The following is a 24626-nucleotide window of genomic DNA, read 5'->3' as shown; positions in this document are numbered from 1 at the left end:
CGTGCCGCCCGGGTTTCTGGCACCGCAGCGCGTGCACGGCCGTGGCCGCGGCCGAGCTGGCGCGGCCGCTTCGCCTCAACGCCCCCGACGCCTTCTGCCTGGGCCTGCTGGTCGGGATCGGCCAGGCGCTGCTGCACCACGCCGACCAGGAGGAGTACGCCGAGCTGGTCGCCACGGCGGTCGACCGCGAGGCGCTGCTGGCGGCCGAGCGACGCCGGTACGGCGCGTCGCACGTGGCGGTCTCCGCCGCCGCCCTGCAGGCCTGGCACTTCCCGGTGGACATGGCCGCCACGCTGCGGGTGGTCGAGCGCTGGCCCGCCAGCCGGCCGACCGAGAACGGCGAGACGGCCGCGGTCTGCCTGCTGCTGGCCTGCGAGGTCGCCGAGCGGATCGCCGACCCCGGCGGCCGGGCGCAGGACGTGCTGCACATCAGCGGCGGCCGGATCGGCCCGGACGAGGTGGCCTCGCTGGTCCGCAGGGTGCCGGCCATGGCGGCCGACCTGGTCCGCGCCGTCACCGACTGACCGCCACCGACCGACCGCCACCGTCACCGACCGTCACCGTCACCGTCACCGTCACCGTCCGACCGACCGCTGCTCAGCCCGCCAGCACCAGCTGCCAGGTCCCGGCCGCGACCCCCGCGGCGGTCGCGGTGCCGGCCAGCAGCAGCCCGCCCAGCACGACCGCCACGTCCCAGGGCCCGAACCGGCTGGGCCGGGCCCAGGTCCGCTCACGCACCAGGCCGAAGCCGCGCGCCTCCATCGCCGTGGCCAGCACCGTGGCCCGGCGGACGGCCAGCACGAGCAGCGCGAACAGCTGCCCGGCGAACCCGCGCAGCCGCCCGACGAGCCCCTCGTCACCGAGCCCGCGCGCGCGTCGGGCCTGGCCGAGCGCCGTCCACTCCTCGGCCAGGACCCCGAGCAGCCGCATCGCGGCCAGCGCCGACAGCACGAACCGGTGCGGCAGCCGCAGGTCCTGGGCCAGGGAGTCCGCCAGGTCGGTCGGGTCGGTCGTGGCCAGCAGCACCACGCCCGGCAGGCCGATGGCGAGGATCCGCATCACGACGGCCACCGCCGCGAGCGCGGACCCCTCGGTGACGTCCAGCGGGCCCAGCGGGACCAGCACCGCCCCGGAGTCCACCCCGAGCAGCGCCGTGAACACCCCGGTGGGAGCCGCCGCCACGAGGAGCACCCAGCCGCGCCGCCACAGCTCGCGTGGGCCGAGCCCGCACCACGGCAGGCAGGCCAGCACCAGCAGCAGTGCGACGCCGGCGGTCACGACGTCGGTGGTGAGCACCAGCGCGACGGACACGACGGCGGCCACGGCCAGCTTGGCCGTCGGGTTGGCCCGGGCCAGCGGCGCGGACGTGTCGACCCCCGTCGGACCGGACAGCACGTCCGTGGGCAGGTTCACCGGTCACCGGCCCCGGCGACGGGCGTGCGGGCGGGCAGCCGGACGACGTCGTCGGCGAGCGCCGCGACCAGGTCGGCGTCGTGGGTGACCGTGCACACGGCCACGCCCTCGTCACGCAGCTCGGCGAGCAGGCCGACCAGCTCGGACCAGGTGCGGGAGTCCTGCCCGAACGTGGGCTCGTCCAGGACCAGCAGGCCGGGGCGCGTGGCGAGGACGGTGGCCACGGACAGCCGCCGCTGCTCCCCGCCGGACAGCGTGAACGGGTTGGCGGGCGCCAGGTGGGCCAGCCGGAGCCGCTCCAGCAGCCCGCTCACGCGCGCCGCGGTGACCGCCGGGTCCTCCCCCTGCAGCCGCGGGCCGAGCGCGAGCTCGTCGGCCACGGTCGAGGTGACGAACTGGTGGGACGGCTCCTGGAACACCGTGCCGATGCGCGCGGCCAGGGCCCGCGGCCGCCACCGGTGCGGTGACGCGCCCGCCCCCCGAGCCAGCGCGTCGTGGGCGCGCAGGCGACCGGTGGTGGGCGCGGCCAGGCCGGACAGCGCCAGGGCCAGGGTCGACTTGCCCGAGCCGTTGGGACCGAGCACCGCCGTGCCGGTGCCCGCCCGCAGCACCAGGTCGACGTGCTCGGCGGCCGGCCCGGCGGCCCCCGGACGGCTGACGGCCAGGTCGTCGGCCTGCAGCAGCGGCGCGCCACCGGCCCCGCTCGGCCGCGGCGGCACGGCCGGGGGGTGGCTCGGGACCCACACCCCGGCGGCGGCGAGCTCGGCCCCGTGCCGACCGAGCACCTGCGCCGGCGCGCCGTCGGCGCGCACCCCGCCCCCGGGCGACAGGACGACGACGCGGTCGACGACGTCCAGCCAGGGGGCGACCCGGTGCTCGACGAGCACGCAGCCCGCGCCGGTGTCCTGCAGCAGGTCCGCGACGGTGCCCCGCAGCCCGGCCGCACCGGCCGGGTCGAGCATGGCCGTCGGCTCGTCGAGCAGCAGCAGGCCGGGCCGCAGCGCGAGCACGCCGGCCAGGGCCAGCCGCTGCCGCTCGCCGCCGGACAGCCGGGACGTGGGGTGGTCCCGGCCGTAGGGGAAGCCCACGGCCGCCAGGGCCGAGTCGACCCGGTCCCAGATCTGCTCGCGGGGCACGCCGTGGTTCTCCAGCCCGAAGGCGACGTCGTCGCCGCAGCGGGCGAGCACCGTCTGCGACAGGGGGTCCTGCAGCAGCAGGCCGGTGCGGGCCCGGCCGGCCCGGACCCCGGTCGCCCGGGCCTCGCGCACCTCGACGCAGGCCAGGGCCAGCCGCCCCTCCTCGTCGCCGTTGCCGGGGTCGAGCAGACCAGCCAGGCCCTGCAGCAGGGTCGACTTGCCGGCCCCGCTGGGCCCCAGCAGCAGCACCCGCTCGCCCGCGGCGACGTCCAGGTCGAGACCGCGGACGGCCCAGGCGTGGCGGGTGCCGTGCCGCCAGCCCCAGCCGCGGGCGCTGAACCCGTCGGCGCCGCTCAGACCCGTCGCCCGTCCCGGCCCGAGGCCAACGGCGCCAGCACCCCCGTCCGGGCCAGCGCGCGCGTCAGCGCCCACGACCCGAGACCGGCGATCACCACCCCGGACAGCACGGCGAACGCGATGTAGGTCAGCTGCACACCCGGCACCAGCTCCGGGTAGTAGACGGTGGTGTCGAGCAGGCCGCCGACCAGACCCGTCCCCGCCCCGGCCAGCAGCGCGACCGGCAGCCGCCACCAGCGGTACAGGAACAGCGCCAGCACGACCTCGGCGCCCAGGCCCTGCAGCAGGCCGTACCAGACCGTCGCGAAGCCCCACTCGTTGCCGATCATCGCGCTGAGCGACGCCGCGACCAGCTCGGTGAACACGGCTGCCCCGGGCCGGCGCACCACCAGCCCGCCCAGAACGCCGGGCAGCAGCCACACCCCGACGAACAGGGCGCTCACCGGCGGCGGCAGGACCCCGCTCAGGCCGGGCCACACCGCGACGTTCCACAGCACGAACGCCAGGCCGCCGGCGACGCCGAGCACGGCCGCGACCACGATGTCGACCACGCGCCAGGCCGACCGGGCCACGGCGGCGCCGAGCACGCAGACGCCGGTCAGGGTCACCGCCAGCGCGGCGGGCAGGGTCAGGGTGGACAGCGGGTCCTCGCCCACCATGACGTCGGCGGGCAGTCCCACCGCGAGCACCGCGGCCCCCGCCAGCAGGCTGGCCAGCACCCCGACCACGAGCAGCGTGCGCTGCCGGGCGGTCAGCGGCACCCGGCCCGTGGTCGGGCCGGGCGGGTCGGTCCTCGTCGGGCCGGTCGTCGTCCTGTCGTCCTTCGTGCTGCTCATCCGTGCTCCTCCCAATCGCTCAGGAGGGGGACCCGTCGACGCACCGTGCCGTCGACGGGTCGAGACTCGACTACCTCCGCCGGTGCTAACCGGATCAGGTTCGAGGGTCTGCGGTCGCCCGCACTCTCAGCGCCTGGCGGCGCTCCCCTGTCGTGGGGAGGACTGTACGCCTGCCCCGGCGACGGAGGAGAACCGCCGCAGCCGCAGGCTGTTGCTGACCACGAACACGCTGCTGGCCGCCATCGCGACGCCCGCGAGCAGCGGGTTGAGCAGGCCGGCCACCGCGAGCGGGATCCCCGCGGTGTTGTAGGCGAAGGCCCAGAACAGGTTGCCCTTGATGGTGCGCAGCGTGGCCCGCGACAGCCGGACGGCGTCGACGGCGGCGCGCAGGTCGTCGCGCACCAGGGTGATGTCGCTGGCCTGGATCGCCACGTCCGTGCCGGTGCCCATCGCGACGCCCAGGTCGGCGGCGGCGAGCGCCGCCGCGTCGTTGACGCCGTCGCCGACCATGGCCACGACCCGGCCCTGCGCCTGCAGCCGGCGGACCTCGGCGAGCTTGTCCTCGGGCATGACCTCGGCCAGCACGTCGTCGGGGTCGATGCCCACCTGGGCGGCCACGGACCGGGCCGCGGCCCGGTTGTCCCCGGTCAGCAGGTAGGGGCGCAGGCCCAGCCCGCGCAGCTCGGCGACCGCCTGCGCGGCGGTGTCCTTGACGGTGTCGCCGAGCACCAGCAGACCGCGGGCGCGGCCGTCCCAGCCGACCGCCACGACCGTGCGGCCCTCGGCCTGGGCGGTGTCGGCCGCCTGCGCCAGCTCCGCCCCCAGGGGCTGCGACCACTCCTGCGCCAGCCACCCGGGACGGCCGACGACGACGGCACGCTCGTCCACGGTCCCGGCCACGCCGAGGCCCTGGCGCGAGGCGAAGCCGCTCACGGTGGGCAGCGGCCGCGGCGCCGCGGCCACCACGGCCCGGGCCACGGGGTGCTCGCTGCCCAGCTCGAGGGCGGCCGCCAGGTGCAGCACGTCGTCGCGGTCCTCGCCGGGGCCGGGGACGACGTCGTGCAGCCGCATCCGCCCGGTGGTCAGGGTGCCGGTCTTGTCGAGCACCACCGTGTCGACGCGGCGGGTGGACTCCAGCACCTCGGGGCCCTTGATGAGCACACCCAGCTGCGCGCCGCGGCCGGTACCCACCAGCAGCGCCGTGGGGGTGGCCAGGCCGAGGGCGCACGGGCAGGCGATGACCAGCACGGCGACCGCGGCCGTGAACGCCGCGGTCGGGTCGTCGCCCCAGACCAGCCAGCCGACCAGCGTCAGCAGCGCCACGACCAGCACGACGGGCACGAACACCGCCGACACCCGGTCGGCCAGCCGCTGCACCTCGGCCTTGCCGGACTGGGCCGACTCGACCAGGCGGGCCATCTGCGCCAGCCGGGTGTCGGCCCCGACCCGCACAGCCCGCACGACCAGGCGGCCGTCGGTGCTCGTCGTGGCCCCGGTCACCGGGTCACCGGGTCCGACCTCGACCGGCACGGGTTCCCCGGTCAGCACGGACTCGTCCACGGCGCTGCGGCCGTCCACGACGACGCCGTCGGTGGCGACGGTCTCTCCCGGGCGGACCACGAACAGGTCCCCGACCTGCAGCCGGTCCACGGCGACCCGCTCCTCGCGCGTCGTGCCGGCCCCGTCCGGCAGCACGGCGACGTCCTTGGCGCCCAGGTCGAGCAGGGCGCGCAGCGCCGCCCCGGACCGGTTCTTGGCCCGGGCCTCCAGCCAGCGCCCGACCAGCACGGCCGCGGTGACCACCGCGGCCACCTCGAGGTAGATCTCGTTGCCGCCGGCGCCGGGCTCGGTCACCAGGCGCAGCTCCATCGTCATGCCGGGCATGCCCGCCATGCCGAAGAACAGCGCGTAGACGGACTGCGCGAACGCCGCGACGACGCCGATGCTGACCAGGGTGTCCATGGTCGCGGCGCCGTGGCGAGCGTTGACCAGCGCGGCGCGGTGGAACGGCCAGGCCCCCCACACCACGACCGGGGAGGCCAGGGTCAGGACGAGCCACTGCCAGTTGTCGAACTGCAGCGGCGTGACCATCGACAGCAGCAGCGTCGGCAGCGCCAGCGCCGAGCTGACGAGCGCGCGTTGGCGCAGCGAGGTCGTCTCCGCGTCCGCCGCGGGCGGTGCGGCCGCGTCGTCCCCGTCGGCCGGTGGCCGCGGCGGCGCGGGCAGCACGGCGCCGTACCCGGTGCGCTCGACGGTGGCGATCGCCTCGGCCACCTCGGTGCCGTCGGGCAGGCGGACGGTGGCCTTCTCGGTGGCGTAGTTGACGCTCGCCTCCACGCCCGGCATGCGGTTGAGCTTCTTCTCGATCCGCATGGCGCAGGACGCACAGGTCATGCCGCTGATCTCCAGCACGACCGGCGGGGCGCCGACCTCGGGCGGGGCCGCCATCAGCGCACCAGCTCGTAGCCCGCCTCGTCGACGGCCGCCGCCACCGCGGCGTCGTCCAGGGGCTGCTCGCTGCGGACGGTGACGGGCGACGTGCCCCCGGCGACGAGGTCCACGCTGACGTCGGTGACCCCCGGCAGGGCGCTCAGCTCCTCGGTCACGGCGGACACGCAGTGCCCGCAGGTCATGCCGACGACGTCGATGGTGGTGGTGGCGCTCATGCGGGTGGTCCTCCTGCTGGTGGGTGCTGGCGGTGGGTGCTGGTGGTCAGGAGCGGACGAGGCGGGCCACGGCCGCAGACGCCTCGGCGATCCGGGCGTCGGCCTGGTCGTGGTCCTCGACCGCGTGCTTGACGCAGTGCTGCAGGTGCTCGTCCAGCAGCTGCAGCGCGACCGAGCGCAGCGCGGCCGTGGTCGCCGACACCTGGGTCAGCACGTCGATGCAGTAGGTGTCCTCGTCGACCATCCGCTGCAGGCCCCTGACCTGGCCCTCGATGCGGCGCAGCCGCTGCAGCACCTTGGCCTTGTCGCCGCTGACCACGTAGGCCGGCGGGCCGGCGGGCGGAGCCACCTGGTCCGGGTCGTGGTCCGTCGTCAGGTCCGGCGTCAGGTCGGCGGGCTGCTGGTTCGTCACACTACACCATACCCCTACCCCCAGGGGGTATCCATCGAGCGGGTCGTGACCATCCCGAGACCAGCCGTGTCCTCGGATGTCACCCCACCCTTGACTCCCACCGGAACGCCCGGTTGGGTCGTACTCGTCCCCTTCCCCACCCATCGAAGGAGCCCCATGAGACGCCCCACCGCCTTGACGGCCGGTCTCGCGCTCGCCGTCGCCCTCCCGCTCTCGCTGGCCGCCACGAGCGCCCCCGCCGCCGCCCAGGACGTCGTCCCCCCGACCACCGCGTTCGAGGACAGCGGCGGCGCGGAGTGGACCACGCTGGAGCAGGAGTACGAGTTCCTCGAGGAGGTGGCCGCGCTCAGCGACCGCGTCGAGCTCGAGCAGGTCGCCACCACCGCCGAGGGCCGGCCGCTGCACCTCGTCACGATCACCGACGGGACCGAGCGCTCCGTGGTGCAGGTCGAGAAGGGGGCCAGCGCCCTCTTCCTCTGCTCGCAGCACGGCAACGAGCCCGCCGGACGCGAGGGCTGCCTGAGGTCCATCCGCGACCTGGCCTTCTCCACCGACCCGACGGACCTCCGCATGCTCGGCCGGTCGACCGTCATGTTCGTCCCGACGGCCAACCCCGACGGTCGGGCGGCCAACACGCGGGGCAACTCCGACGGCATCGACATCAACCGCGACCACATCGCCCTGGAGACGGTCGAGGGGCGCCTGATCGCCGAGCTGACGCGGGACTACGACCCGGAGATCATCCACGACGCCCACGAGTACGGCGGCAACCGGACGTTCTATAACCGTGACTTCATCCACCTGTGGCCGCGCAACCTCAACGTCGACGACAACGTCTACGGCCTGGCCCGCTCCCTGACCCTGGACTACGTCGACACGGCCGTCGTCGAGGCGGGGTTCACGACCGGCGAGTACGGCATCTACAACGACCCCGAGACCGGTGAGCCCGTCCGCCAGGTCGCCGGCGACCAGGACGAGCGCATCCTGCGCAACCAGACCGGGCTGCGCCACACCGCCGGCCTGCTGGTGGAGTCGCTCGTCAACGACTACGACGGCGTCGGCGCGGTCGCCAACAACAACCGGCGCGTCGACTCCCAGGTCGCGGGGATCGAGGGCACGCTCGACATGCTTCAGGAGCAGCGCGCGCGCCTCGTCGCCCAGACCCGCGCCGCCGAGGCCCGGGCCACCGCCGAGGGCCGCTCCGGTACCGGCGTCATCTACTTCGACGGGGCCGACAACGACGAGCCGGACCCCGCCCGCGTGGTCGACCCGCCCTGCTCCTACCTGCTGACCGGTGACCAGTACGCCGAGCTGGAGCAGACCCTGGCCCTGCACGACATCGCCGTGCGGGAGTCCGCCGACGGCTGGGTCGTGTCCATGGCCCAGCCCGCCAAGACCGTGATCCCGCTCCTGCTGGACGCGCGGGCCAACCACAGCGTCGTCGACGCGACCCCGGTGGCCTGCCGCTGACACCCACGCACCACGCACCACGCACCACGCACCACGCCGAGGCGGCCCCGCCCGCCCCGGCACCAGAGGCCCCCGGCCGCAGCCCTCAGCAGGCGGCGGCCGGGGGCCTCCTCACGTCGACCGGCCCGGCCGGATGATCATGCCGACGCGCCGCCCGGACCGGGTTTACGGTCAGGGCATGACGAGCGAGCCGTACCTGACGACGACGCCGGCGACCGGGCCGGTCGACCCGCCGGCGGGCGCGCACGCCCTGCTGGCCCGCGCCGTCGAGCTCGGGGTCGACTCGGTGGCTCGCGGCGGCGGGCCGTTCGGCGCGGTCGTGGCCCGGCCGGTCGACGGCGTGCTGACCCCGGTGGCGGAGGGCGCGAACCAGGTGACGTCCAGCAACGACCCCACCGCGCACGCCGAGGTGGTCGCGCTGCGGGCGGCCGGCACGGCGCTGGGGACCTTCGACCTGTCCGGCTGCGTGCTGCTGGCCAGCTGCGAGCCGTGCCCGATGTGCCTGACCGCCGGGCTGTGGGCCCGGGTGGACTCGATGTGGTTCGCCGCCTCCCGCGAGGACGCCGCCGCGGCCGGCTTCGACGACCTCGCCTTCTACGAGGCCCTGGCCCAGCCGCGCGAGCGGTGGTCGGTGCCGGTGCGGGCCGTCGGCCTGCCCGGGCGCACCGCGCCGTTCGACGCATGGGCCCGGACCGCCGGGCGGGTCGAGTACTGAGGCCGGTAGCCCGGGCCCGGTCGGTCGACCCGCGCCGGGCCTGCCACGCTTGAGCCCGTGAGCACGCAACCCGCGACCGCGGCGCCGGAGTCGGTCACCGTCACCGTCACCCGCCGGGCGCTGCCCGGCCGCGAGTCGGAGATGGCCGCCTGGGTCCAGGCCGGCCAGCGCCTCGCCTCCGGCTTCCCCGGCTTCCTGGGCGCCGGGCACGTGCGACCGGGCGCGGACAGCACCGACTGGCACATGTTGTACCGATTCTCCGACGAGGCGGCCCTGGCGGCGTGGCAGTCCTCGGGAGAGCGCGAGTGGTGGATCGCCTCGGCGCTCGGCATCGTCTCGGAGACCCGGGTCGAGAAGCGCACCGGCATCGAGGGCTGGTTCGACGAGCCCCGCGGCCGGGTGGTCAGCCACGGCGTGGCGAACGGCCCGCCCCGCTGGAAGCAGGCCGTCGTCATCTTCGTCGCGTTCCTGCCCACCAACCTGCTGGCCCAGGCCCTGCTGCTGCCCCTGGTCGGGGGCTGGCCGCTGGTGCTGCGGGTCCTGGCGCTGACCGCGGTCCTGATCCCGGTGATGACCTACCTGGTGCTGCCCTTCGTCACCCGGCGGCTGCAGTGGTGGCTGGAGGGCCGTCGGGCGCCGTGGCGCCGCCGGCCGTCGTCCGGCCGCCGGGCCCCCGGGGGGCGCCGGTGAGCGTCGACCTGAGCCTGGAGGAGTTCGAGGCCGCGGTCTCCGACGCCCTCGACCAGGTGCCGCCCGAGCTGGCCGACCTGATGGACAACGTCGTCGTGCTGGTCGAGGAGCGCCCGCCCGAGCACGAGCCGCAGGACCTGCTCGGGCTGTACGAGGGCACCCCGCTGACCGAGCGGGACGGCTGGTACGCCGGCGTCCTGCCCGACCGGATCTCCATCTTCCGGGGCCCCCTGCTCGACATGTGCACGTCCCGGGACGAGGTCGTCGAGGAGGTGCTCGTCACCGTCGTGCACGAGATCGCCCACCACTTCGGCATCGAGGACGACCGGCTGCACGAGCTCGGCTGGGGCTGAGCCGCCCCCAGGGACGACCGCGACCACGGCGTGCGTCCGGGGGTACGCCCTATCCTCCGGACGTGGGTGCACAGGCCCGACGGCACCCCCCTCCTGCGGACAGGCTCGTCGACATGACCACTTCCCCGCTGCGCCGGCTCGGCCGCGACACCCTGTACGTCCTGCTCGGCCTGCCCCTGGCGGTGCTGTCCTTCTCCCTCGTCGTCACGGGCCTCGCCGCCTCGCTGGGGCTGCTGGTGACCCTGCTCGGCATCCCGCTGGCCGTGGGCACCCTGCTGCTGGCCCGGGGCCTGGCCGTCGTCGAGCGGGGCCGGCTGCGACTGCTCGACGACCGGCCGCTGCCCCCGCCCGGTCACCGGCGCCCCGGCACAGGCGGCTGGCGCGGCCTGCTGGCCCGGCTGCGCGATCCCCAGTCCTGGCTCGACGTGCTGCACGCCCTGGTGGTCCTGCCGGTGGCCGTCGTCACGTTCGTCGTCGCCACCACCTGGTGGGCCGTCGCGCTGGGCGGGCTGACCTACTGGGTGTGGCAGGGGTTCCTGCCGCAGGACGGGGACGACGGGGGCCTGGCCCGCCTGCTCGGCTGGACTCAGCCCTGGGCCGACTCCGCCCTCAACCTGGCCGCGGGCCTGCTGTTCGCGGTGACGCTCGTGCCCGTGCTGCGGGGGTGCGCCGCCCTGCAGGCGGGCCTGGCCCGGCTGCTCGTGGCCAACCCCCAGCTGGCGTCGCTGCGCCAGGAGGTCGACGCTCTGACGGTGAGCCGGGCCGCCGTCGTCGAAGCCGGCACCAGCACGCTGCGCCGGCTCGAGCGGGACCTGCACGACGGGCCGCAGCAGCGCCTGGTGCGGCTGCAGATGGACCTGGCCACCGTCCGCCGGCGCCTGGCCGACGACCCGGCGCAGGCCGACGACCTGGTCGAGGACGCCGAGCAGCAGGTGACCGAGGCGCTGCAGGAGCTGCGGGCGCTGTCGCGGGGCATCGCGCCGCCCGTCCTCAGCGACCGCGGCCTGCCGGCGGCGCTGGCCTCGCTGGCGGGACGCTGCACGGTCGAGGTCGTCCTGGACGTCGCCCTGCCGGACGGCGAGCGATTGGCCGAGCCCGTGGAGGAGGCCGCCTACTTCGTGGTCGCCGAGGCGTTGACCAACGTGGCCAAGCACAGCGCCGCCCGGTCGTGCCGGGTCTCCGTGCACCGGGAGGCCGACGCCGGTGGACCGGCGAGCGTCGTGGTCGAGGTGTCCGACGACGGGCGCGGCGGCGCGCACCCGGCCAAGGGCCACGGCCTGGCCGGGCTGGCCGACCGGGTCGCCGGGCTCGACGGCCGGCTGGTGGTCGACAGCCCCGACGGCGGCCCCACCCGCGTCACGGCGGTGCTGCCGTGCGGGTAGTGCTGGCCGAGGACTCCATGCTGCTGCGCGAGGGGCTGGTGCGGCTGCTCCAGGAGGCCGGCTGCGAGGTGGTGGCCGCGGTCGGTGACGCGCCGTCGCTGGTCACGGCCGTGGTGCAGCACCGTCCCGACGTGGCCGTGGTCGACGTCCGGATGCCGCCGACGTTCACCGACGACGGTCTGCGGGCGGCCGTGCAGGCGCGGCGCGAGGTGCCCGGCACCGCGGTGCTCGTGCTGTCGCAGTACGTCGAGCAGGCCTACGCCGAGGAGCTCGTCGCCTCGGGCGAGGGCGGCGTCGGCTACCTGCTCAAGGACCGGGTCGCGCGGCTGGACCAGCTGTCCGACGCGCTGCAGCGGGTCGCCTCGGGCGGCACGGTCCTGGACCCGGAGGTGGTGGCCCAGCTGCTCGCCCGCCGCCGCCGGGACCCGCTGGAGCGCCTCACCCCCCGCGAGCGCGAGGTGCTGGCACTCATGGCGGAGGGCCGCTCCAACCCCGCCATCGCGACCCGCCTGGTGGTCGGCGAGGGCGCCGTGGAGAAGCACGTGGGCTCGATCTTCACCAAGCTCGACCTGCCGCCCTCGGGCTCCGACTCCCGTCGGGTGCTGGCCGTGCTGGCCTGGCTGCGCACCTGAGCGGCCCCGGCGCCCCGGGCCCCGCCTCACCCGGGCGGGGGCACCGGTTTGGAGCACGGGGCCCGCAGCGCCTATGCTCCAACTGCTCACGACGGAAACGTCCCGCGCCCCTATCGTCTAGCGGCCTAGGACGCCGCCCTTTCAAGGCGGTAGCACGGGTTCGAATCCCGTTGGGGGTACGAGTACGACCAGCACCACAGCAAGGCCCCGTAGCGCAGTTGGTTAGCGCGCCGCCCTGTCACGGCGGAGGTCGCCGGTTCGAGCCCGGTCGGGGTCGCTCGGGTGGGTACGAACACCGCCCACGGCCAGATAGCTCAGTTGGTAGAGCGTCCGACTGAAAATCGGAAGGTCGGCGGTTCGACCCCGCCTCTGGCCACACCCCTGACCAGCACGGACACCGCGAGTGGCGGTGAGGGTGCACTAGGTGACAGCACAATCTGACAGCAACGCCTCCTGCCCAGGCGTTCGAGTGAGAACAGCCGTGGCGCGGGGACCCGTTGAGGCATCCTGAGCCGATGCCTGACGTCGTCACCCTCTGGCGGCCCACCGGCCCTGAGGAGCTTGGGCTCGTAGAGGCATCGGGGTGGCGATGCTGGCCGCCCCGCCTCCCCGAGCAGCCCATCTTCTATCCGGTGCTCAACGAGGAGTACGCGATCAAGATCGCTCGAGACTGGAACGTCCCCGCCTCGGGCGCCGGCTACGTCACGCGCTTTGACGTCAGAGCCGACTTCCTCGACCGGTACCCGGTCCAGCAGGCAGGTGGACGGACCATCCTCGAGTACTGGATCCCTGCGGAGGACCTGGACGAGCTGAACGACAACATCGTCGGTCTCATCGAAGTGACCCGGACGTATCCAGCTGCGTGAGCGACGAGCAGGATCCCAGCACACCAGGGCGGCCACGCGGCGCGGGTCCGCAACCATCAGAGGTACAGCCCGTCAAGCTTGTCCAGAGCGGAACGCTGCTCCTCCACCGCTACGTGCGCGTAGACGTTCATGGTCATCTCCAAGGCCGCGTGGCCGACGATCTCCATTACCACCCGCGGGTTGACCCCTAGCGTCAGCAGCATCGAGACACAGGTGTGCCGCAGGTCGTGCAGCCGGACCGTCGGCACCTCGGCAGCGCGGCACCAGCGGGCGAACGTGCGCGAGAAGTTGTTCGGGTCGACGGGCGTCCCCACCACCGTGGTGAAGACCAGCTCTACCGGCGGCCACGGATGCAGCGACGACTCAGCCTCCCGCGCTTGCGGGTCCCGGTGACGCTCCAGCGCCTCGACGCACAGCCGCGGAAGCGGGACCGTCCGCCGCGACCGTCGCGTCTTGGGGGGGTAGGAACTGCAGCCGCCCCTCCGACCAGTGCAACCCCTGCCGCACGTGGAGCACGCCTGTGTCGAAGTCGACGTCCGACCAGCGCAGCCCTAGCGCCTCGGAGCGACGTAGCCCCAACACGAGCAGCAGCACCAGGGCCGCGTGCAACCGGTCGTCCCGCGTCGACGACAGCAGGATCTTGCCCTCGTCCACAGTCAAGATCCGAGTCTCCGCGCGGGGTGGCGTTGACAGCCTCACGAGCTTCGCGACGTTGCGAGCCACCAGGTCCTCCCGAATGGCGTCCTCCAATGCGGCACGTAGGGTGGCGTGCACGTACCGAGACGACCGAGCGCTCAAGCCCGACGCCTCGCACGCGTCCAGAAGTGCACGGACATCGCGGGCCGACAGTTTGCCGAGCTTCTTCGAGCCGATCACCGGAACGATGTGCCGCTCGACGTTCGTCCGGTACCCCGTCAGCGTGTTCGGCCTCACCCGCTTCGCCGCGACGTCATCGAGCCAGACGCGCAGGTACGACGCCACTGTGTCCTGCGTGCCGGCCACGGGCAGGCCCCGCGCAACGTGAGCCATCAGCGCGACAAGCTTGTTGTGGACTTCGTCTCGCGTCGCTCCGTACACGTAGCGTCGTACCCGCCCACCACCGGGCTGCGGCACGAAGTAGGAGCCCGACCACCGACCATCGGCCCGGCGCCAGACGCTCCCCTCGGCGTTGCCGCGGCGCCCCATTCAGGCCACCTCGTGCTCGACGAGCTCGTCAACGAACTTCCGCACCGCGGCGATCGGCACCCTGCGCGACCCGCCGATCTTCACCGACACCAACCGGTGCGACCGCATAAGGTCGTAAACGCGCGACCGGCCCACCCTTAGAACGTCCGCGACTTCCTCCGGCGTCAGCAGCAGCGGGCTCAGCTCCTCACGTGTCCCCATGTCCTTTCACCTCCCGTCGAGCCTGACCGCTGGGCCAGCTGCTTGCGCGGGTCGTCCACAGGTGGCATCTGTGACACAGGCCCTGTGAACACCGATCCGCGGCCACGAGGTCCTCTGCACGCCAGCCGACGGTGCGCATGGCTGCCTCCTCCGGGGACCGCGCATCTCGCCTCAGACGGCCTCACACTTCTACAAGGGCGAAGAGAACCTCCCGGTGGTCACCCCTGGGCAGGAAAGTCCACCATCAGCCGCAGAACCGGTGAGACACCGGCGACCAGAACGCCACCGCGCCGAGCCTCGGCCGCCGTCAGCCAGGCCTGTCGTCGCCAGCCGGACGTCCCGCCGACCACCCCGGAAGGATCTTCTGGCAGCTAGCGGACTCAACGCTGGCGGGCGGCCGACCCTTGACCCGATTGCTCAGGGCTAAGTCGTCAGGTCGACGTGGCTAAGGGGCACAGTCAGGCCACGCGCTACCTGGTGGGGGATAGCCGTGATCGGACTCACGGCCCATCCGGCTCTCAACTGCAGCGGCACGTGGAGAACAACGTCCCCCCTCCAGGCCGTTCAAGATCATCTGCCACACACCTCTTGCACCATCGGGGGGGTACGTAGCCCGACGGTGACCCTGAGGGTGGTCGGGGTCGCCCTTGTTGGGGTGTGATGAGCGTCCACAAGCTGACGGCGGGGTCGGGGTATGACTACCTGACCCGGCAGGTCGCTGCGCTGGACGCCACGGAGAAGGGCCACACCGGCCTGGCGAGCTACTACACCGAACGCGGCGAGGCACCTGGGCAGTGGGTCGGGTCCGGCCTGGCTGGGATCGAGGGCCTCGCCGCCGGGGACCCGGTCACTTCGCAGCAGATGCACGCCCTGTTCGGGTCCGGGCACCACCCCTTGGCCGCGGAGCGCATCGCCGTCCTCGAGGACGAGCACCGCGACAGCCCTCGCGTACTCACCGCCAGAGACCGGCACGCCGTCACGCGCCTGGGGGCGCCGTTCTACGTCTACGACGGAGACGTCAGCCCGTTCCGCATGGAGGTCGCCCGACGTATTGCTGCCGTCAACTCCGACGCCTGCCTCCCGTCGGACTGGCCCGTCCCGGCAGAGGACCGGGCGCGGGTCCGGACGGAGGTGGCGCGGGAGGTCTTCTTCGCCGAGCACGGCCGCGTCCCGCGTGACGCCCGTGAGCTGGCCGCAGCGATTGCGCGGCAGTCCCGGCCGAAGACGACGGCGGTGGCCGGGTACGACCTGACGTTCTCCCCCGTGAAGTCCGTCAGCGCCCTCTGGGCGATCGCCCCACCCGACATCGCGGCCCGCATCGAGAGGGCTCACCAGGACGCGGTGGGCGACGCGTTGCGGTTCATCGAGACCCACGCCCTGTACACGCGCACGGGTAGGGGTGGGGTGCGGCAGGTCGACGTCACCGGCCTGGTGGGGACCGCGTTCACGCACCGGGACAGCCGGGCTGGGGACCCGGACCTGCACACCCACGTCGCCATCGCCAACAAGGTCCAGACCCTCCCCACCACCCCCACCGACAGCACGACCCACAGCGCGACCCACAGCCCGTCCGACAGCCTCGGCAGCCCTGTGGGCGGGGCCGGGCGGTGGTTGTCGATCGACGGGCGGGTCCTGTTCAAGGCCGTCGTCGCCGCGTCGGAGACGTACAACACGGCCCTGGAGACCCGACTCCGGGACGACCTGGGACTGGAGTTCGCGGCCCGTGAGGGTGAGACGCGAGCTGAGGACCGGAAGCGGCCCGTCCGGGAGATCGTGGGCCTGCCAGTGGCACTGCTGCGGGCGTGGTCGGTGCGGCGGGCGGACATCGAGGTCCGCCGCGGTGAGCTCGCCGCCACGTTCCAGCGTGACCACGGCCGGCCGCCGACGCCGGTGGAGACGCTGCACCTGGCGCAGCAGGCCAACTTGGAGACACGGGCCGCGAAGCACGAGCCCCGCACCCTGGCCGAGCAACGCGCGACCTGGCGGGCCCAGGCCGAGCACGTCCTCGGTGGCCCGCAACCGGTCCAGCAGATGCTGCGCGGCGTCCTGCTTACCGGCCGTCGCCCCCGGCAGCAGGAGCACGCGCCGGGTGTCGATGGCGCCTGGCTGGACGTCGCAGCGGCCCGGGCCGTGGCAGCGTTGCAGGCGCGGCGCTCGACGTGGCAGGTCTGGCACGTCCGAGCCGAAGCGCAACGTCAGGTCCGCGGCACCGCAGGCGGTCGCCTCGACACCCAGCAGGCCGTGGACGCGCTCGTCGACAAGGTCCTGCAGCGGCACTCGGTCGCCCTCACCCCGGGCGAGCGGGATGCCCGCGGGCGCGAGGTGCGGGAGCCCGCTCAGCTGCGGCGGCGCGACGGCAGCAGCGTCTACCAGGTCGCCGGGGCTGACCTGTTCACCTCCGCCTCCGTCCTCGCGGCCGAGCAGCGGCTCGTGGACGTGGCGGGACGGCGAGGCGGGCGGGTGGTCGATGGGCAGGCGGTCGAGATGGCGTTGCTGGAGGCGACCGCGAACGGCACCGACCTGAACGCGGGTCAGGTCGCGCTGGTGCGCCGGATGGCGACCTCCGGAGCCCGCCTGCAGCTGGCGATCGCGCCGGCCGGAGCCGGGAAAACCACCGCCATGTCCGCCCTCGCCGCGGCCTGGACCAACGGCGGGGGCACCGTCGTCGGTCTCGCCCCCTCCGCAGCCGCCGCAGCCGCCCTCCGGGACCACATCGGCACCCCCAGCCACAGTGCGAGCGGGATCGCAGACAGGAGCTGGGACGAGCCCGGTGGTGCTGGGGGCGTGCAGACGGAGACGTTGGCGAAGCTGACGTGGTCGCTCACGCACGGGGAGCTGCCGTCGTGGGCGGCGCAGATCGACGCCACCACGCTGGTGGTGATCGACGAGGCCGGGATGGCCGACACCCTCTCCCTGGACGCGGCCGTGAACTTCGTCGTCGGCCGTGGGGGAAGTGTCCGGCTGGTCGGGGACGACCAGCAGCTCGCGGCCATCGGCGCCGGCGGGGTCCTGCGTGACATCCAGGCGACGCACGGCGCGGTCCATCTGAGCGAGCTCCTCCGCTTCCGCGATCCCGCCGAGGGGGCCGTGACGCTGGCGTTGCGGGAGGGGCGACCCGAGGCGCTCGGGTTCTACCTCGACCACGACCGCGTCCACGTCGGCGACCTCACCACCCTGACCGACGAGGTGTTCGACGCCTGGCTCACCGACCGCAGCAACGGTCTGGACTCGATCATGCTGGCTCCCACCCACGACCTCGTCAGCGACCTCAACCAACGCGCCCGCGCCCACCGCCTCGCCACCACCCCCACTGCGCCGGCGTCACGGGGCCAGTCCCCCTCGACCGCGAGCAGTGAGGTGGTGCGGTTGGCCGACGGGAACGAGGCCAGCGCCGGGGACCTGCTCATCACCCGGACCAACGACCGGACGCTCCGGACAACGTCGACGGACTGGGTGAAGAACGGCGACCGCTGGATCCTCACCCGGGTCCATGACGGCGGGTCGGTGAGCGCCCGCCACACCCGCACCGGACGCACCGTCGTCCTCCCCGCGGCGTACGTGCAGGCCTCGACCGAGCTCGGGTACGCCACCACCGTCCACAGCGCCCAGGGCGTCTCCGTCGACACCATGCACGGCCTCGCCGGCGGACTGCAGGGTCAGGGGGCGGGGGGTCTGTCGCGGCAGCAGCTGTACACGATGCTCACCCGCGGCCGCCTCGCGAACCACGTCTACATCGAGGTGGTCGGCGACGGGGACCCCCACTCGGTGATCCGCCCCGACCTGATCCATCCCCTCACCGCCACCGACCACCTCGAGGCGATCCTCGCCCGCGACGACACCCCCACCTCCGCCACCACGGCAGCCCGCGAACAGAACGACCCCGCCCTGCGACTTGGTGACGCCGCCGCGCGGTACGTCGACGCCCTGCACGTCGCCGCCGAAGACCACCTCGGACCCGACACCGTCGCTCTCCTCGAGAGCGCGGCGGACCAGGTGGTCGCCGGGCTGGCCGGGCCGGACGCCGCTTTGCTGTCGCAGTCGCCCGCGTGGCCCACGCTGCGGGCGCACCTGCTGCTGCTCGCCGCCGCCAGCACCAATCCCATCGACGAACTCGAGAAGGCCGCCGCGGCCAGTGAGTTGACCGACGCACGGGACGTCGCGGCGGTCCTGGACTGGCGCCTGGACGACACGGCCCTCCGCCGGGCCGGACGCGGGCCCCTGCCGTGGCTGCCAGCGGTCCCCGCCGCCCTGGCCGAGGACCCCACCTGGGGTGAGTACCTCACCGGTCGCGCCGACCTCGTCCACCACCTCGCCGATCGCGTCCGCCACCAGACCATCGACGAAAACCCAGACGACCGGGCCGTCGAAGGGGCGGCTGGGTCGGTCGACGGGGCGGCCGCGAACGTTCCCCCGGTTCCGGGGGAAGGTTCCCCCCTCCCGGCCTGGCTGAACACGGGGGAACGACGTCCCCCCACGCGGGTGGTGGCCGAGGTGCAGGTGTGGCGGGCCGCCATGAACGTGGCCCCGACCGACCGACGCCCCACCGGCGCCCCCCAGCTGCAGAAGGCCGCCCACACGTGGCAACGCACCCTCGACCAGCACGTCGCAGGGGACCGGACGCCCGCCGTGGCGGAGTGGGGGCCTCTGCTGCACCACCTGTCCCCCGCCCTCCGGCACGACCCGTTCGCTCCCGTCCTCGCCGACCGCCTGGCAGCGCTGTCCCGGGCCGGCGTCGACGCCCGCACCCACCTCACCCAGGCCGCCACTACAGGACCACTCCCGGACGATCACGGCGCGGCCGCCCTGTGGTGGCGCATCAGCCGCCACGTCTCCCCCGCCGTCGCCACCACCCTCACCGGCCACAGCACCCGGAACGGCCACGGCAACCCGCTCCCCGCCGCCTGGACCGCCCACCTTCAGGAGGTTCTCGGCGACGACCGTGCTCAGACCGTCATGGCCAGCCGCTGGTGGCCCGCCCTGGTGACCGTCATCGACCACGGCGTGGGCCGCGGCTGGCACCCGCACGCCCTCCTGTCCGCCGCGGCACCCCCTCCCCTCCGGACTCAGACCGCCGCCGACACCGCCCCAGCGGCGCCAACTGGTGGTGGCAGCGATGACGGTGACGCCGGGCCCGACGAGGATGAGTGCCTGGCCATGGTGTGGCGGGCGTCGGTGCTCACCGACCCCACCCCCGCCGACGTCGACCACGACGCCCTGGAAGACCCCGCACCAGCCGACCTGTGGGACGGCGCCGAACCGGACACCCGCCACCTCATCATCGCGGCCCCCGCCCCCACCACTCCGACTTTTAACACTGCGACCCACGGTGCGACCGACGACGCAGCCGCCGCGCAGCCATACCCGTCCCGCAATCTGGCCGACGACGCGCCCGACACGGTCACGGCCGACCTCGCCGTCCAGGCCCAGCTGCGACGAGTGATCGGGGCCCCAGAACCCAGCGCGATGGACACCGAACGCGCGCTGCAGCGCGCCTACGACATCGAGACCTCCCCCGTCACCCCCGAACGAGTGACCGACATCAACCAGCTGGCCCTCGCCTACTTCCAACGGGCGTTCCCCGGCTCCTGGGCCCAGACCTACCTGCAGCGCCGCTTCGACCAGGACCTGACCGGACACCCGACCATCCGCCCGGGCTACGCGCCTGCCGGGTGGACCGGCCTCGTCCGGCACCTGCGCCACGCCGGTGTCGGCGAGGAGGAGATGCTCGCCGCCGGCGTCGCGACCACCGCCAGCACCGGACGCCTCATCGACCGTTTCCGCGACCGCGCCATCCTCCCCCTGACCCACGACGGACGCGTCCTCGCGTTCGTCGGACGCCGACACCCCGACCTCACCGACCACCCCGAATCAGACGATCAGCCCGAACGGCAGCACGCTCCCAAGCGCGGACAGCACGATCGTCAGCACGGCCCGAAGTACCTGAACACCGCGACCACCGTCGCCTACAGCAAGAGCGCCCAGCTGTACGTCCCGGACCCGACCCTGCTTGACCGGGGAGCGATCCCGGTGCTCGTCGAGGGACCGATGGACGCCATCGCCGTCAGCCTCGCCAGCAGTGGCCGTCACGTCGGTGTGGCCCCCCTCGGTACCGCGCTGTCCGACCAGCAGGCCACCCAGCTCGCCCAGCACCATCACCGCACCGGCGTGGACCCGGCCGTGGCGACCGACGCGGACCTCGCCGGCCGCCTCGCCGCGCAACGCGCCTACTGGACCCTCTCCCTGCACGGCATGGACCCTGCCCTGGCCGCCCTCCCCCCGGGCGCCGACCCCGCCGACCTCTACGCCGCCGACGGCGGCCGCCGGTTGCAGCACGCACTGCAGGGTGCACGTCCCCTTGCCGACACCCTCGTCGAGGAGCGCCTCGCCCATCTCCCCCCGCGGCAGGCCGTCGACGCCGCCGTCGCCGTTGTCGCCGCCCGGCCATCCCAGCATTGGGCCGCAGCCGCCAACGTGCTGACCCGGCGGACCGCTCAGCCCCGGCCCGCCATCGACCGACGGCTGCTGTCCGCAGTGCGGGCCTGGACCACCGACCCCCGCCGAGCCACCGAGACCGCGGTGGGGGACCTCCGGACGGTGCGCGAACGTCTGCAGCACGCCGCACAACGCGAGCAGTCCGCAACTCGGCCCGGGCCGGGAACGAGCGCTCGACGCTGGCAGCCGGTTGCCCGAGCGATCGATCCGCGCCTCGTCCATCAGGACGACTGGCCCGCCCTGGCCGAGGTGATGGACCAGCTCGACGGCCCCCACCTCGATGTCGCGGCCACCGCACGCGCCCTGGTCCGCACCACCCCCCTCAGCGACGACGCCGCCCGAGACCTCCGATACCGACTCCTCAACACCGCCCAGTTGCTCGACACCGCGCGGTCGCTCGCCCCCGGGCGGTGGAACGGCGCCGACAATCCGCCCCAGGTAGTCCCCCGCACCGGGGCACCCGCCACCGTGCCTGCGCGCCGCGACACGGTCGTCGTCTCCCGGGAAGACCGCGGCGCCACTGGGCCCCGATAGACAGTGCCGCCGCGCTCCGGCGGGCGGCGGAACCACCGCGCTCTATCACAGTCAGTAGAGGCCTCGTTCACTTAAGATTCTTCCGATGAATCCAGAGACCGGAACCCAGGCGGACGACTCCCCCGTCCTTGCGTCGTTGACCGTGATGGAGCGTAATGAGGTCCTGGGCGTTCTGCTGGAAGCGCACCCCGAACTGCAGGACGAGGCCGAGCGGATGGCACAGGCTCTGCTGTCAACGACGTCGGTCGAGCAGGTCGCAGCCGAGGTGGAGGCGGCTCTGGCCAGGATCCCCGTGGAGGCTCTCGCCGTAAGGGCGGGTCGAGTCCACGGTCGCGGCTACGTCCACGAGACGGAAGCGGCGGGGGAACTGCTCGAGGAAACCCGCGAGCAGTTCCGAGCGGACCTCGAGCGACTTGCTTGCCTGAACGTCAAAGGGGCCGCGTCACACATCACGGTCGGGATCGTTGCTGGGCTTCACCGCGTCCGCGATCCGGAGGTGGGCACGGTGCCGGGCTACGCCGGTGAGGACGCTGCTCCTGAGCTGGCTGCGAGCGTCCTGCACCTGAGCGCCACGCTCAGGGTGGTCATCCCGGACGATGCGCCTGGTGAGCACTGGCCCAGCTGGGCCGATCGGCTGTGACGGACGCCCACCGATGAACAACGTTCCGTACGAAGGCGGTGGGCACGAGGGGCTGCTCGCAGAGGTGAAGGCGCTACGCGCGGAGAACGACCGGCTTCGCGGGCTGCTCGGGCTGCAGAACCGGGCCGAGAACGGCCACTCCCAGGCCGGCGCGCCGATACTGCGTACCGCGCCAGACGAGCCGCGACGTGTGGACTCGTCATCGACACCGGCGGACAAGCTCGCGCTGTGGCGGTCGCTGTTCGGCGCCCGCTCGGACGTGTACGCCACACGGTGGCAGAGCGCGTCCAGCGGCAAGAGCGGGTGGTCGCCGGCGTCGAAGGACCGTTGGGCGAACGGTCGCCCGCCCCGGAACTACCTGCCCTTGACCGATGAGGTGTTCGTGGCCCATCTCCGCGGGGTGGAGACGGTCGGGATCTACCCGCTGCTGCACGAGGACGCCTGCGCGCTGCTGGTGTGCGACTTCGACAAGGGCACCTGGGCGTTGGACGCGCTGGCGTACCTGGATGCGTGCCACCGCAACGCAGTGCCCGCCGCACTCGAGCGATCCCGCTCCGGTGACGGAGCGCACGTGTGGGTCTTCTTCGCACAACCGGTGCCCGCGTCCTCCGCGCGGGCGATGGGTGCCGCACTGCTGCGAGAAGCCATGACGGCCCGGGCCGAACTGGATCTCTCCAGCTACGACCGCTTCTTCCCGTCCCAGGACTTCATGCCCAAGGCCGGGTTCGGGAACCTGATCGCACTGCCGCTGCAGGGAGGTTCCATCCGCAAGGGCACCACGCTCTTCGTCGACCCCACGACGATGCAGCCGTGGCCCGACCAGTGGGCGTTCCTCTCCTCGGTCACGCGCATGAGCCCGCAGGCCGTGGAGTCCGTGGCCGAGACGCTGCGTCCCGTCGACACCGGGCCCACGCTGCCTCTAACGGACCTGGGCCGGGCAGGCGGACCACCTGCTCCGCCGGTGGTCCGAGCCCGACTCGGTGCAGAGCTGTCCATCGAAAGAGCGGGCCTTCCGCCCGCGGTGGTGGCGGCCCTGAAGCACGCGGGGTCGATCCCCAACCCTGAGTACTTCGAGAAGCAGCGCCTGCGGTTCTCCACCTGGGACACCCCGCGGTTCATCAGCGCCTACCGCGAGGACCTGCAATGGCTCCACCTGCCCCGAGGGCTGATCGACAGTGTCCGCGACCTGTTCGCCAGCATCGGCAGCAGCCTCGCCGTCATCGACGACCGCCCGGAACCTCCCATCGCGGCCTTCGCCTTCCGGGGTGAGCTGCGGGCCCAGCAGGCGGTCGCGGTCGCAGACGTCATCGAGCACGAGCTCGGGGTCCTCGTCGCGCCCCCTGGGGCCGGCAAGACCGTCATGGCCTGCGCCGTGATCGCCCACCGCCGTACCCCGACGCTCGTGGTCGTGGACCGCAAAGAGCTGCTCGAACAGTGGCGGTCCCGCCTGCACGACCACCTCGGCCTCGATGCCTCAGACGTCGGTCAGATCGGAGGCGGCCGGGACCAGGCGACCGGAGTGATCGACGTCGCGATGATCCAGAGCCTCGCTCGCCGCGATAACCCGTCCTTCTTCGACCGCTACGGGCTCGTCGTGGTCGATGAGTGCCATCACCTTCCCGCCGCCTCCTTCACGACCTGCATGCGGGCCGCACGGACCCGCCGCTGGCTCGGCCTCACCGCCACCCCCTACCGGCGCGACAAACTGGAAGCACTCATCGCGTTCCAGTGCGGGCCCACCCGCCACGAGATCAAGCCGGCGACGGTCGAAGGGACCGAGCTCATGCGACGTGAGCTCGTGGCCCACCACACCAGCTCTGACATGACCGGCGAGGACACCAGTCACATCCAGGACGTCTTCCGCGTCATCAGCGACGACGCGACGCGAACCGCCCAGATCTGCGCCGACGTACACGACGCATGCTCGTCGGGGAGGACCTGCCTCGTGCTCACCCAACGAACCGACCACATCGAAGCCATCCGAACCGGCCTCGCGACCCTCGGCCAGGATGCGCTCGTGCTGCGAGGCGGACTCGGCAGACGCGCCCGCGAAGCCGTCACCGCCGCCCTCGCCGCCCGTGAGCCCGACAACGGCATCGTGCTCATCGCCACCGGCTCCTACCTCGGAGAGGGCTTCGACTGGCCTGAACTCGACACTCTCTTCCTCGCGTTCCCCCTGGCGTTCAAGGGCCGCGTCGTGCAGTACGTCGGCCGACTACTACGCAGCCACGAGGGCAAGCACCACGTCGTGCTCCACGACTACGTCGATCACCGCATCCCCGTACTTGAACGCATGCACCGCAAGCGCCTCCCCGCCTACGCCACCCTAGGCTCGAACTCCCCAAGCCCAGCCGTCGGAAGCCAGCAAAGGGCCGTCGACCGGGCCCGCACCGTCCCCCGTTACCCGACCCGCCCGCCCCGCTACCCCACCCGCCTGACCCTCACCTACCTCACGGTCAGTAAAGACGCGGCCCGTCTCGGCACCGACCCCCGTCGCCGCAGCCGCCCGCGCTCACGCCACTCGCCTCGTCGCGGTCAAGCGCGCGCCCTGGCCACCCTCACCCCAGGCAGTGATCCTTGGCCCCTGCAGCAGCCCCAGGCCTCGCTCACCTAGCTCCGCGACTAATGGGCCCCTCACACTCGGAA

The 24626-nt window shown here is 73.5% G+C and carries 19 protein-coding genes, 3 tRNA genes, 1 pseudogene and 1 riboswitch; of the genes and pseudogenes, 14 read left to right on the top strand and 9 right to left on the bottom strand.

Annotated features, from left to right (window positions below):
* Positions 1 to 17 precede the first annotated feature (17 nt).
* Positions 18 to 524: pseudogene (locus tag SJY06_RS04020) on the top strand (HDOD domain-containing protein); the annotation flags it as partial.
* Positions 525 to 597: 73 nt separating this feature from the next.
* On the opposite strand, the gene SJY06_RS04015 reads toward SJY06_RS04020, so the two are convergent.
* From SJY06_RS04015 to SJY06_RS03990, 6 genes are all read right to left on the bottom strand, one after another.
* The gene (locus tag SJY06_RS04015; protein ID WP_380164866.1) at positions 598 to 1413 is read right to left on the bottom strand and encodes an energy-coupling factor transporter transmembrane component T family protein; all 816 of its coding nucleotides are present in this window, start codon (positions 1411 to 1413) and stop codon (positions 598 to 600) included.
* On the bottom strand, positions 1410 to 2981 hold the full coding sequence (locus SJY06_RS04010) for an ABC transporter ATP-binding protein (RefSeq protein ID WP_380164864.1): 1572 nt from the start codon (positions 2979 to 2981) through the stop codon (positions 1410 to 1412). The genes SJY06_RS04015 and SJY06_RS04010 overlap by 4 nt, the downstream gene beginning before the upstream one ends.
* A complete protein-coding gene (locus SJY06_RS04005) occupies positions 2903 to 3742 on the bottom strand; it encodes an ECF transporter S component (protein ID WP_380164862.1) in 840 nt (279 codons plus the stop codon). The genes SJY06_RS04010 and SJY06_RS04005 overlap by 79 nt, the downstream gene beginning before the upstream one ends.
* A 54-nt stretch (positions 3743 to 3796) precedes the next feature.
* Positions 3797 to 3901: riboswitch (TPP riboswitch) on the bottom strand.
* Entirely contained in the window at positions 3869 to 6190 is a 2322-nt protein-coding gene (locus SJY06_RS04000; RefSeq protein ID WP_380164860.1) for a heavy metal translocating P-type ATPase, read from the bottom strand. Its footprint overlaps the riboswitch before it by 33 nt.
* A complete protein-coding gene (locus tag SJY06_RS03995; protein WP_380164858.1) occupies positions 6190 to 6408 on the bottom strand; it encodes a heavy-metal-associated domain-containing protein in 219 nt (72 codons plus the stop codon). The genes SJY06_RS04000 and SJY06_RS03995 overlap by 1 nt, the downstream gene beginning before the upstream one ends.
* 46 nt (positions 6409 to 6454) lie before the next feature.
* Positions 6455 to 6703, bottom strand: coding sequence for a metal-sensitive transcriptional regulator (locus SJY06_RS03990; RefSeq protein ID WP_380169669.1), 249 nt, complete (start codon positions 6701 to 6703; stop codon positions 6455 to 6457).
* A 273-nt stretch (positions 6704 to 6976) separates the two neighbouring features.
* On the opposite strand from SJY06_RS03990, the gene SJY06_RS03985 reads away from it, so the two are divergent.
* The 10 genes from SJY06_RS03985 to SJY06_RS03940 all read left to right on the top strand — a co-directional run bounded on the left by SJY06_RS03985 (position 6977) and on the right by SJY06_RS03940 (position 12928).
* Complete coding sequence (locus SJY06_RS03985) at positions 6977 to 8290, top strand: M14 family zinc carboxypeptidase (protein WP_380164856.1); 1314 nt, start codon at positions 6977 to 6979, stop codon at positions 8288 to 8290.
* Between the two features lie 178 nt (positions 8291 to 8468).
* The gene (locus tag SJY06_RS03980; RefSeq protein WP_380164854.1) at positions 8469 to 9005 is read left to right on the top strand and encodes a nucleoside deaminase; all 537 of its coding nucleotides are present in this window, start codon (positions 8469 to 8471) and stop codon (positions 9003 to 9005) included.
* A 57-nt stretch (positions 9006 to 9062) separates the two neighbouring features.
* The gene (locus SJY06_RS03975; protein WP_380164852.1) at positions 9063 to 9695 is read left to right on the top strand and encodes an antibiotic biosynthesis monooxygenase; all 633 of its coding nucleotides are present in this window, start codon (positions 9063 to 9065) and stop codon (positions 9693 to 9695) included.
* Complete coding sequence (locus SJY06_RS03970; protein WP_380164850.1) at positions 9692 to 10048, top strand: metallopeptidase family protein; 357 nt, start codon at positions 9692 to 9694, stop codon at positions 10046 to 10048. The genes SJY06_RS03975 and SJY06_RS03970 overlap by 4 nt, the downstream gene beginning before the upstream one ends.
* A gap of 113 nt (positions 10049 to 10161) precedes the next feature.
* The gene (locus tag SJY06_RS03965; protein ID WP_380164848.1) at positions 10162 to 11430 is read left to right on the top strand and encodes a sensor histidine kinase; all 1269 of its coding nucleotides are present in this window, start codon (positions 10162 to 10164) and stop codon (positions 11428 to 11430) included.
* Positions 11421 to 12062 carry a response regulator gene (locus SJY06_RS03960; protein WP_380164846.1) on the top strand — a complete coding sequence of 214 codons (642 nt, stop codon included), beginning with the start codon at positions 11421 to 11423 and terminating at the stop codon, positions 12060 to 12062. Before SJY06_RS03965 ends, SJY06_RS03960 begins: the two co-directional genes overlap by 10 nt.
* 106 nt (positions 12063 to 12168) lie before the next feature.
* Positions 12169 to 12241: transfer RNA gene (locus SJY06_RS03955), tRNA-Glu, on the top strand.
* A 24-nt stretch (positions 12242 to 12265) separates the two neighbouring features.
* Positions 12266 to 12339: transfer RNA gene (locus SJY06_RS03950), tRNA-Asp, on the top strand.
* A gap of 26 nt (positions 12340 to 12365) precedes the next feature.
* Positions 12366 to 12438 (top strand) — tRNA-Phe (locus SJY06_RS03945).
* 139 nt (positions 12439 to 12577) lie between these two features.
* Positions 12578 to 12928 carry an ADP-ribosylation/crystallin J1 gene (locus SJY06_RS03940; RefSeq protein WP_380164844.1) on the top strand — a complete coding sequence of 117 codons (351 nt, stop codon included), beginning with the start codon at positions 12578 to 12580 and terminating at the stop codon, positions 12926 to 12928.
* A 56-nt stretch (positions 12929 to 12984) separates the two neighbouring features.
* Here SJY06_RS03940 and SJY06_RS03935 read toward each other — a convergent pair whose 3' ends face one another.
* From SJY06_RS03935 to SJY06_RS03925, 3 genes are read right to left on the bottom strand one after another with little or no spacing between them, the layout of a single operon-like run.
* Positions 12985 to 13329, bottom strand: coding sequence for a tyrosine-type recombinase/integrase (locus SJY06_RS03935; RefSeq protein ID WP_380169668.1), 345 nt, complete (start codon positions 13327 to 13329; stop codon positions 12985 to 12987).
* Positions 13292 to 14113, bottom strand: a complete 822-nt coding sequence (xerC, locus tag SJY06_RS03930) for a tyrosine recombinase XerC (RefSeq protein ID WP_380164842.1) — start codon at positions 14111 to 14113, stop codon at positions 13292 to 13294. Before xerC ends, SJY06_RS03935 begins: the two co-directional genes overlap by 38 nt.
* Positions 14114 to 14314, bottom strand: coding sequence for a helix-turn-helix domain-containing protein (locus SJY06_RS03925; RefSeq protein ID WP_380164840.1), 201 nt, complete (start codon positions 14312 to 14314; stop codon positions 14114 to 14116).
* 660 nt (positions 14315 to 14974) lie between these two features.
* On the opposite strand from SJY06_RS03925, the gene mobF reads away from it, so the two are divergent.
* The 3 genes from mobF to SJY06_RS03910 all read left to right on the top strand — a co-directional run bounded on the left by mobF (position 14975) and on the right by SJY06_RS03910 (position 24594).
* Positions 14975 to 21340, top strand: coding sequence for a MobF family relaxase (gene mobF, locus SJY06_RS03920; protein WP_380164838.1), 6366 nt, complete (start codon positions 14975 to 14977; stop codon positions 21338 to 21340).
* Between the two features lie 85 nt (positions 21341 to 21425).
* The gene (locus SJY06_RS03915) at positions 21426 to 21980 is read left to right on the top strand and encodes a hypothetical protein (protein WP_380164836.1); all 555 of its coding nucleotides are present in this window, start codon (positions 21426 to 21428) and stop codon (positions 21978 to 21980) included.
* Positions 21946 to 24594: a DEAD/DEAH box helicase family protein gene (locus tag SJY06_RS03910; RefSeq protein WP_380164834.1), complete on the top strand. Its 2649-nt coding sequence runs from the start codon at positions 21946 to 21948 to the stop codon at positions 24592 to 24594. Before SJY06_RS03915 ends, SJY06_RS03910 begins: the two co-directional genes overlap by 35 nt.
* Positions 24595 to 24626 lie beyond the last annotated feature (32 nt).

This window comes from Jannaschia sp. R86511 (assembly GCF_042466345.1).
Taxonomy (GTDB): Bacteria; Actinomycetota; Actinomycetes; order Actinomycetales; family JBBAYJ01; genus Aquipuribacter.
This window is presented reverse-complemented; position numbering and strand designations above follow the sequence as displayed.

Excerpts from the sequence above, each read along its gene's own strand:
- SJY06_RS04005 (WP_380164862.1), bottom strand. The coding sequence starts at position 3,742 with ATGAGCAGCACGAAGGACGACAGGACGACGACCGGCCCGACGAGGACC.
- SJY06_RS04000 (WP_380164860.1), bottom strand. The coding sequence starts at position 6,190 with ATGGCGGCCCCGCCCGAGGTCGGCGCCCCGCCGGTCGTGCTGGAGATC.
- SJY06_RS03995 (WP_380164858.1), bottom strand. The coding sequence starts at position 6,408 with ATGAGCGCCACCACCACCATCGACGTCGTCGGCATGACCTGCGGGCAC.
- SJY06_RS03985 (WP_380164856.1), top strand. The coding sequence starts at position 6,977 with ATGAGACGCCCCACCGCCTTGACGGCCGGTCTCGCGCTCGCCGTCGCC.
- SJY06_RS03980 (WP_380164854.1), top strand. The coding sequence starts at position 8,469 with ATGACGAGCGAGCCGTACCTGACGACGACGCCGGCGACCGGGCCGGTC.
- SJY06_RS03965 (WP_380164848.1), top strand. The coding sequence starts at position 10,162 with ATGACCACTTCCCCGCTGCGCCGGCTCGGCCGCGACACCCTGTACGTC.
- SJY06_RS03940 (WP_380164844.1), top strand. The coding sequence starts at position 12,578 with ATGCCTGACGTCGTCACCCTCTGGCGGCCCACCGGCCCTGAGGAGCTT.
- xerC (WP_380164842.1), bottom strand. The coding sequence starts at position 14,113 with ATGGGGCGCCGCGGCAACGCCGAGGGGAGCGTCTGGCGCCGGGCCGAT.
- SJY06_RS03925 (WP_380164840.1), bottom strand. The coding sequence starts at position 14,314 with ATGGGGACACGTGAGGAGCTGAGCCCGCTGCTGCTGACGCCGGAGGAA.
- mobF (WP_380164838.1), top strand. The coding sequence starts at position 14,975 with ATGAGCGTCCACAAGCTGACGGCGGGGTCGGGGTATGACTACCTGACC.
- SJY06_RS03915 (WP_380164836.1), top strand. The coding sequence starts at position 21,426 with ATGAATCCAGAGACCGGAACCCAGGCGGACGACTCCCCCGTCCTTGCG.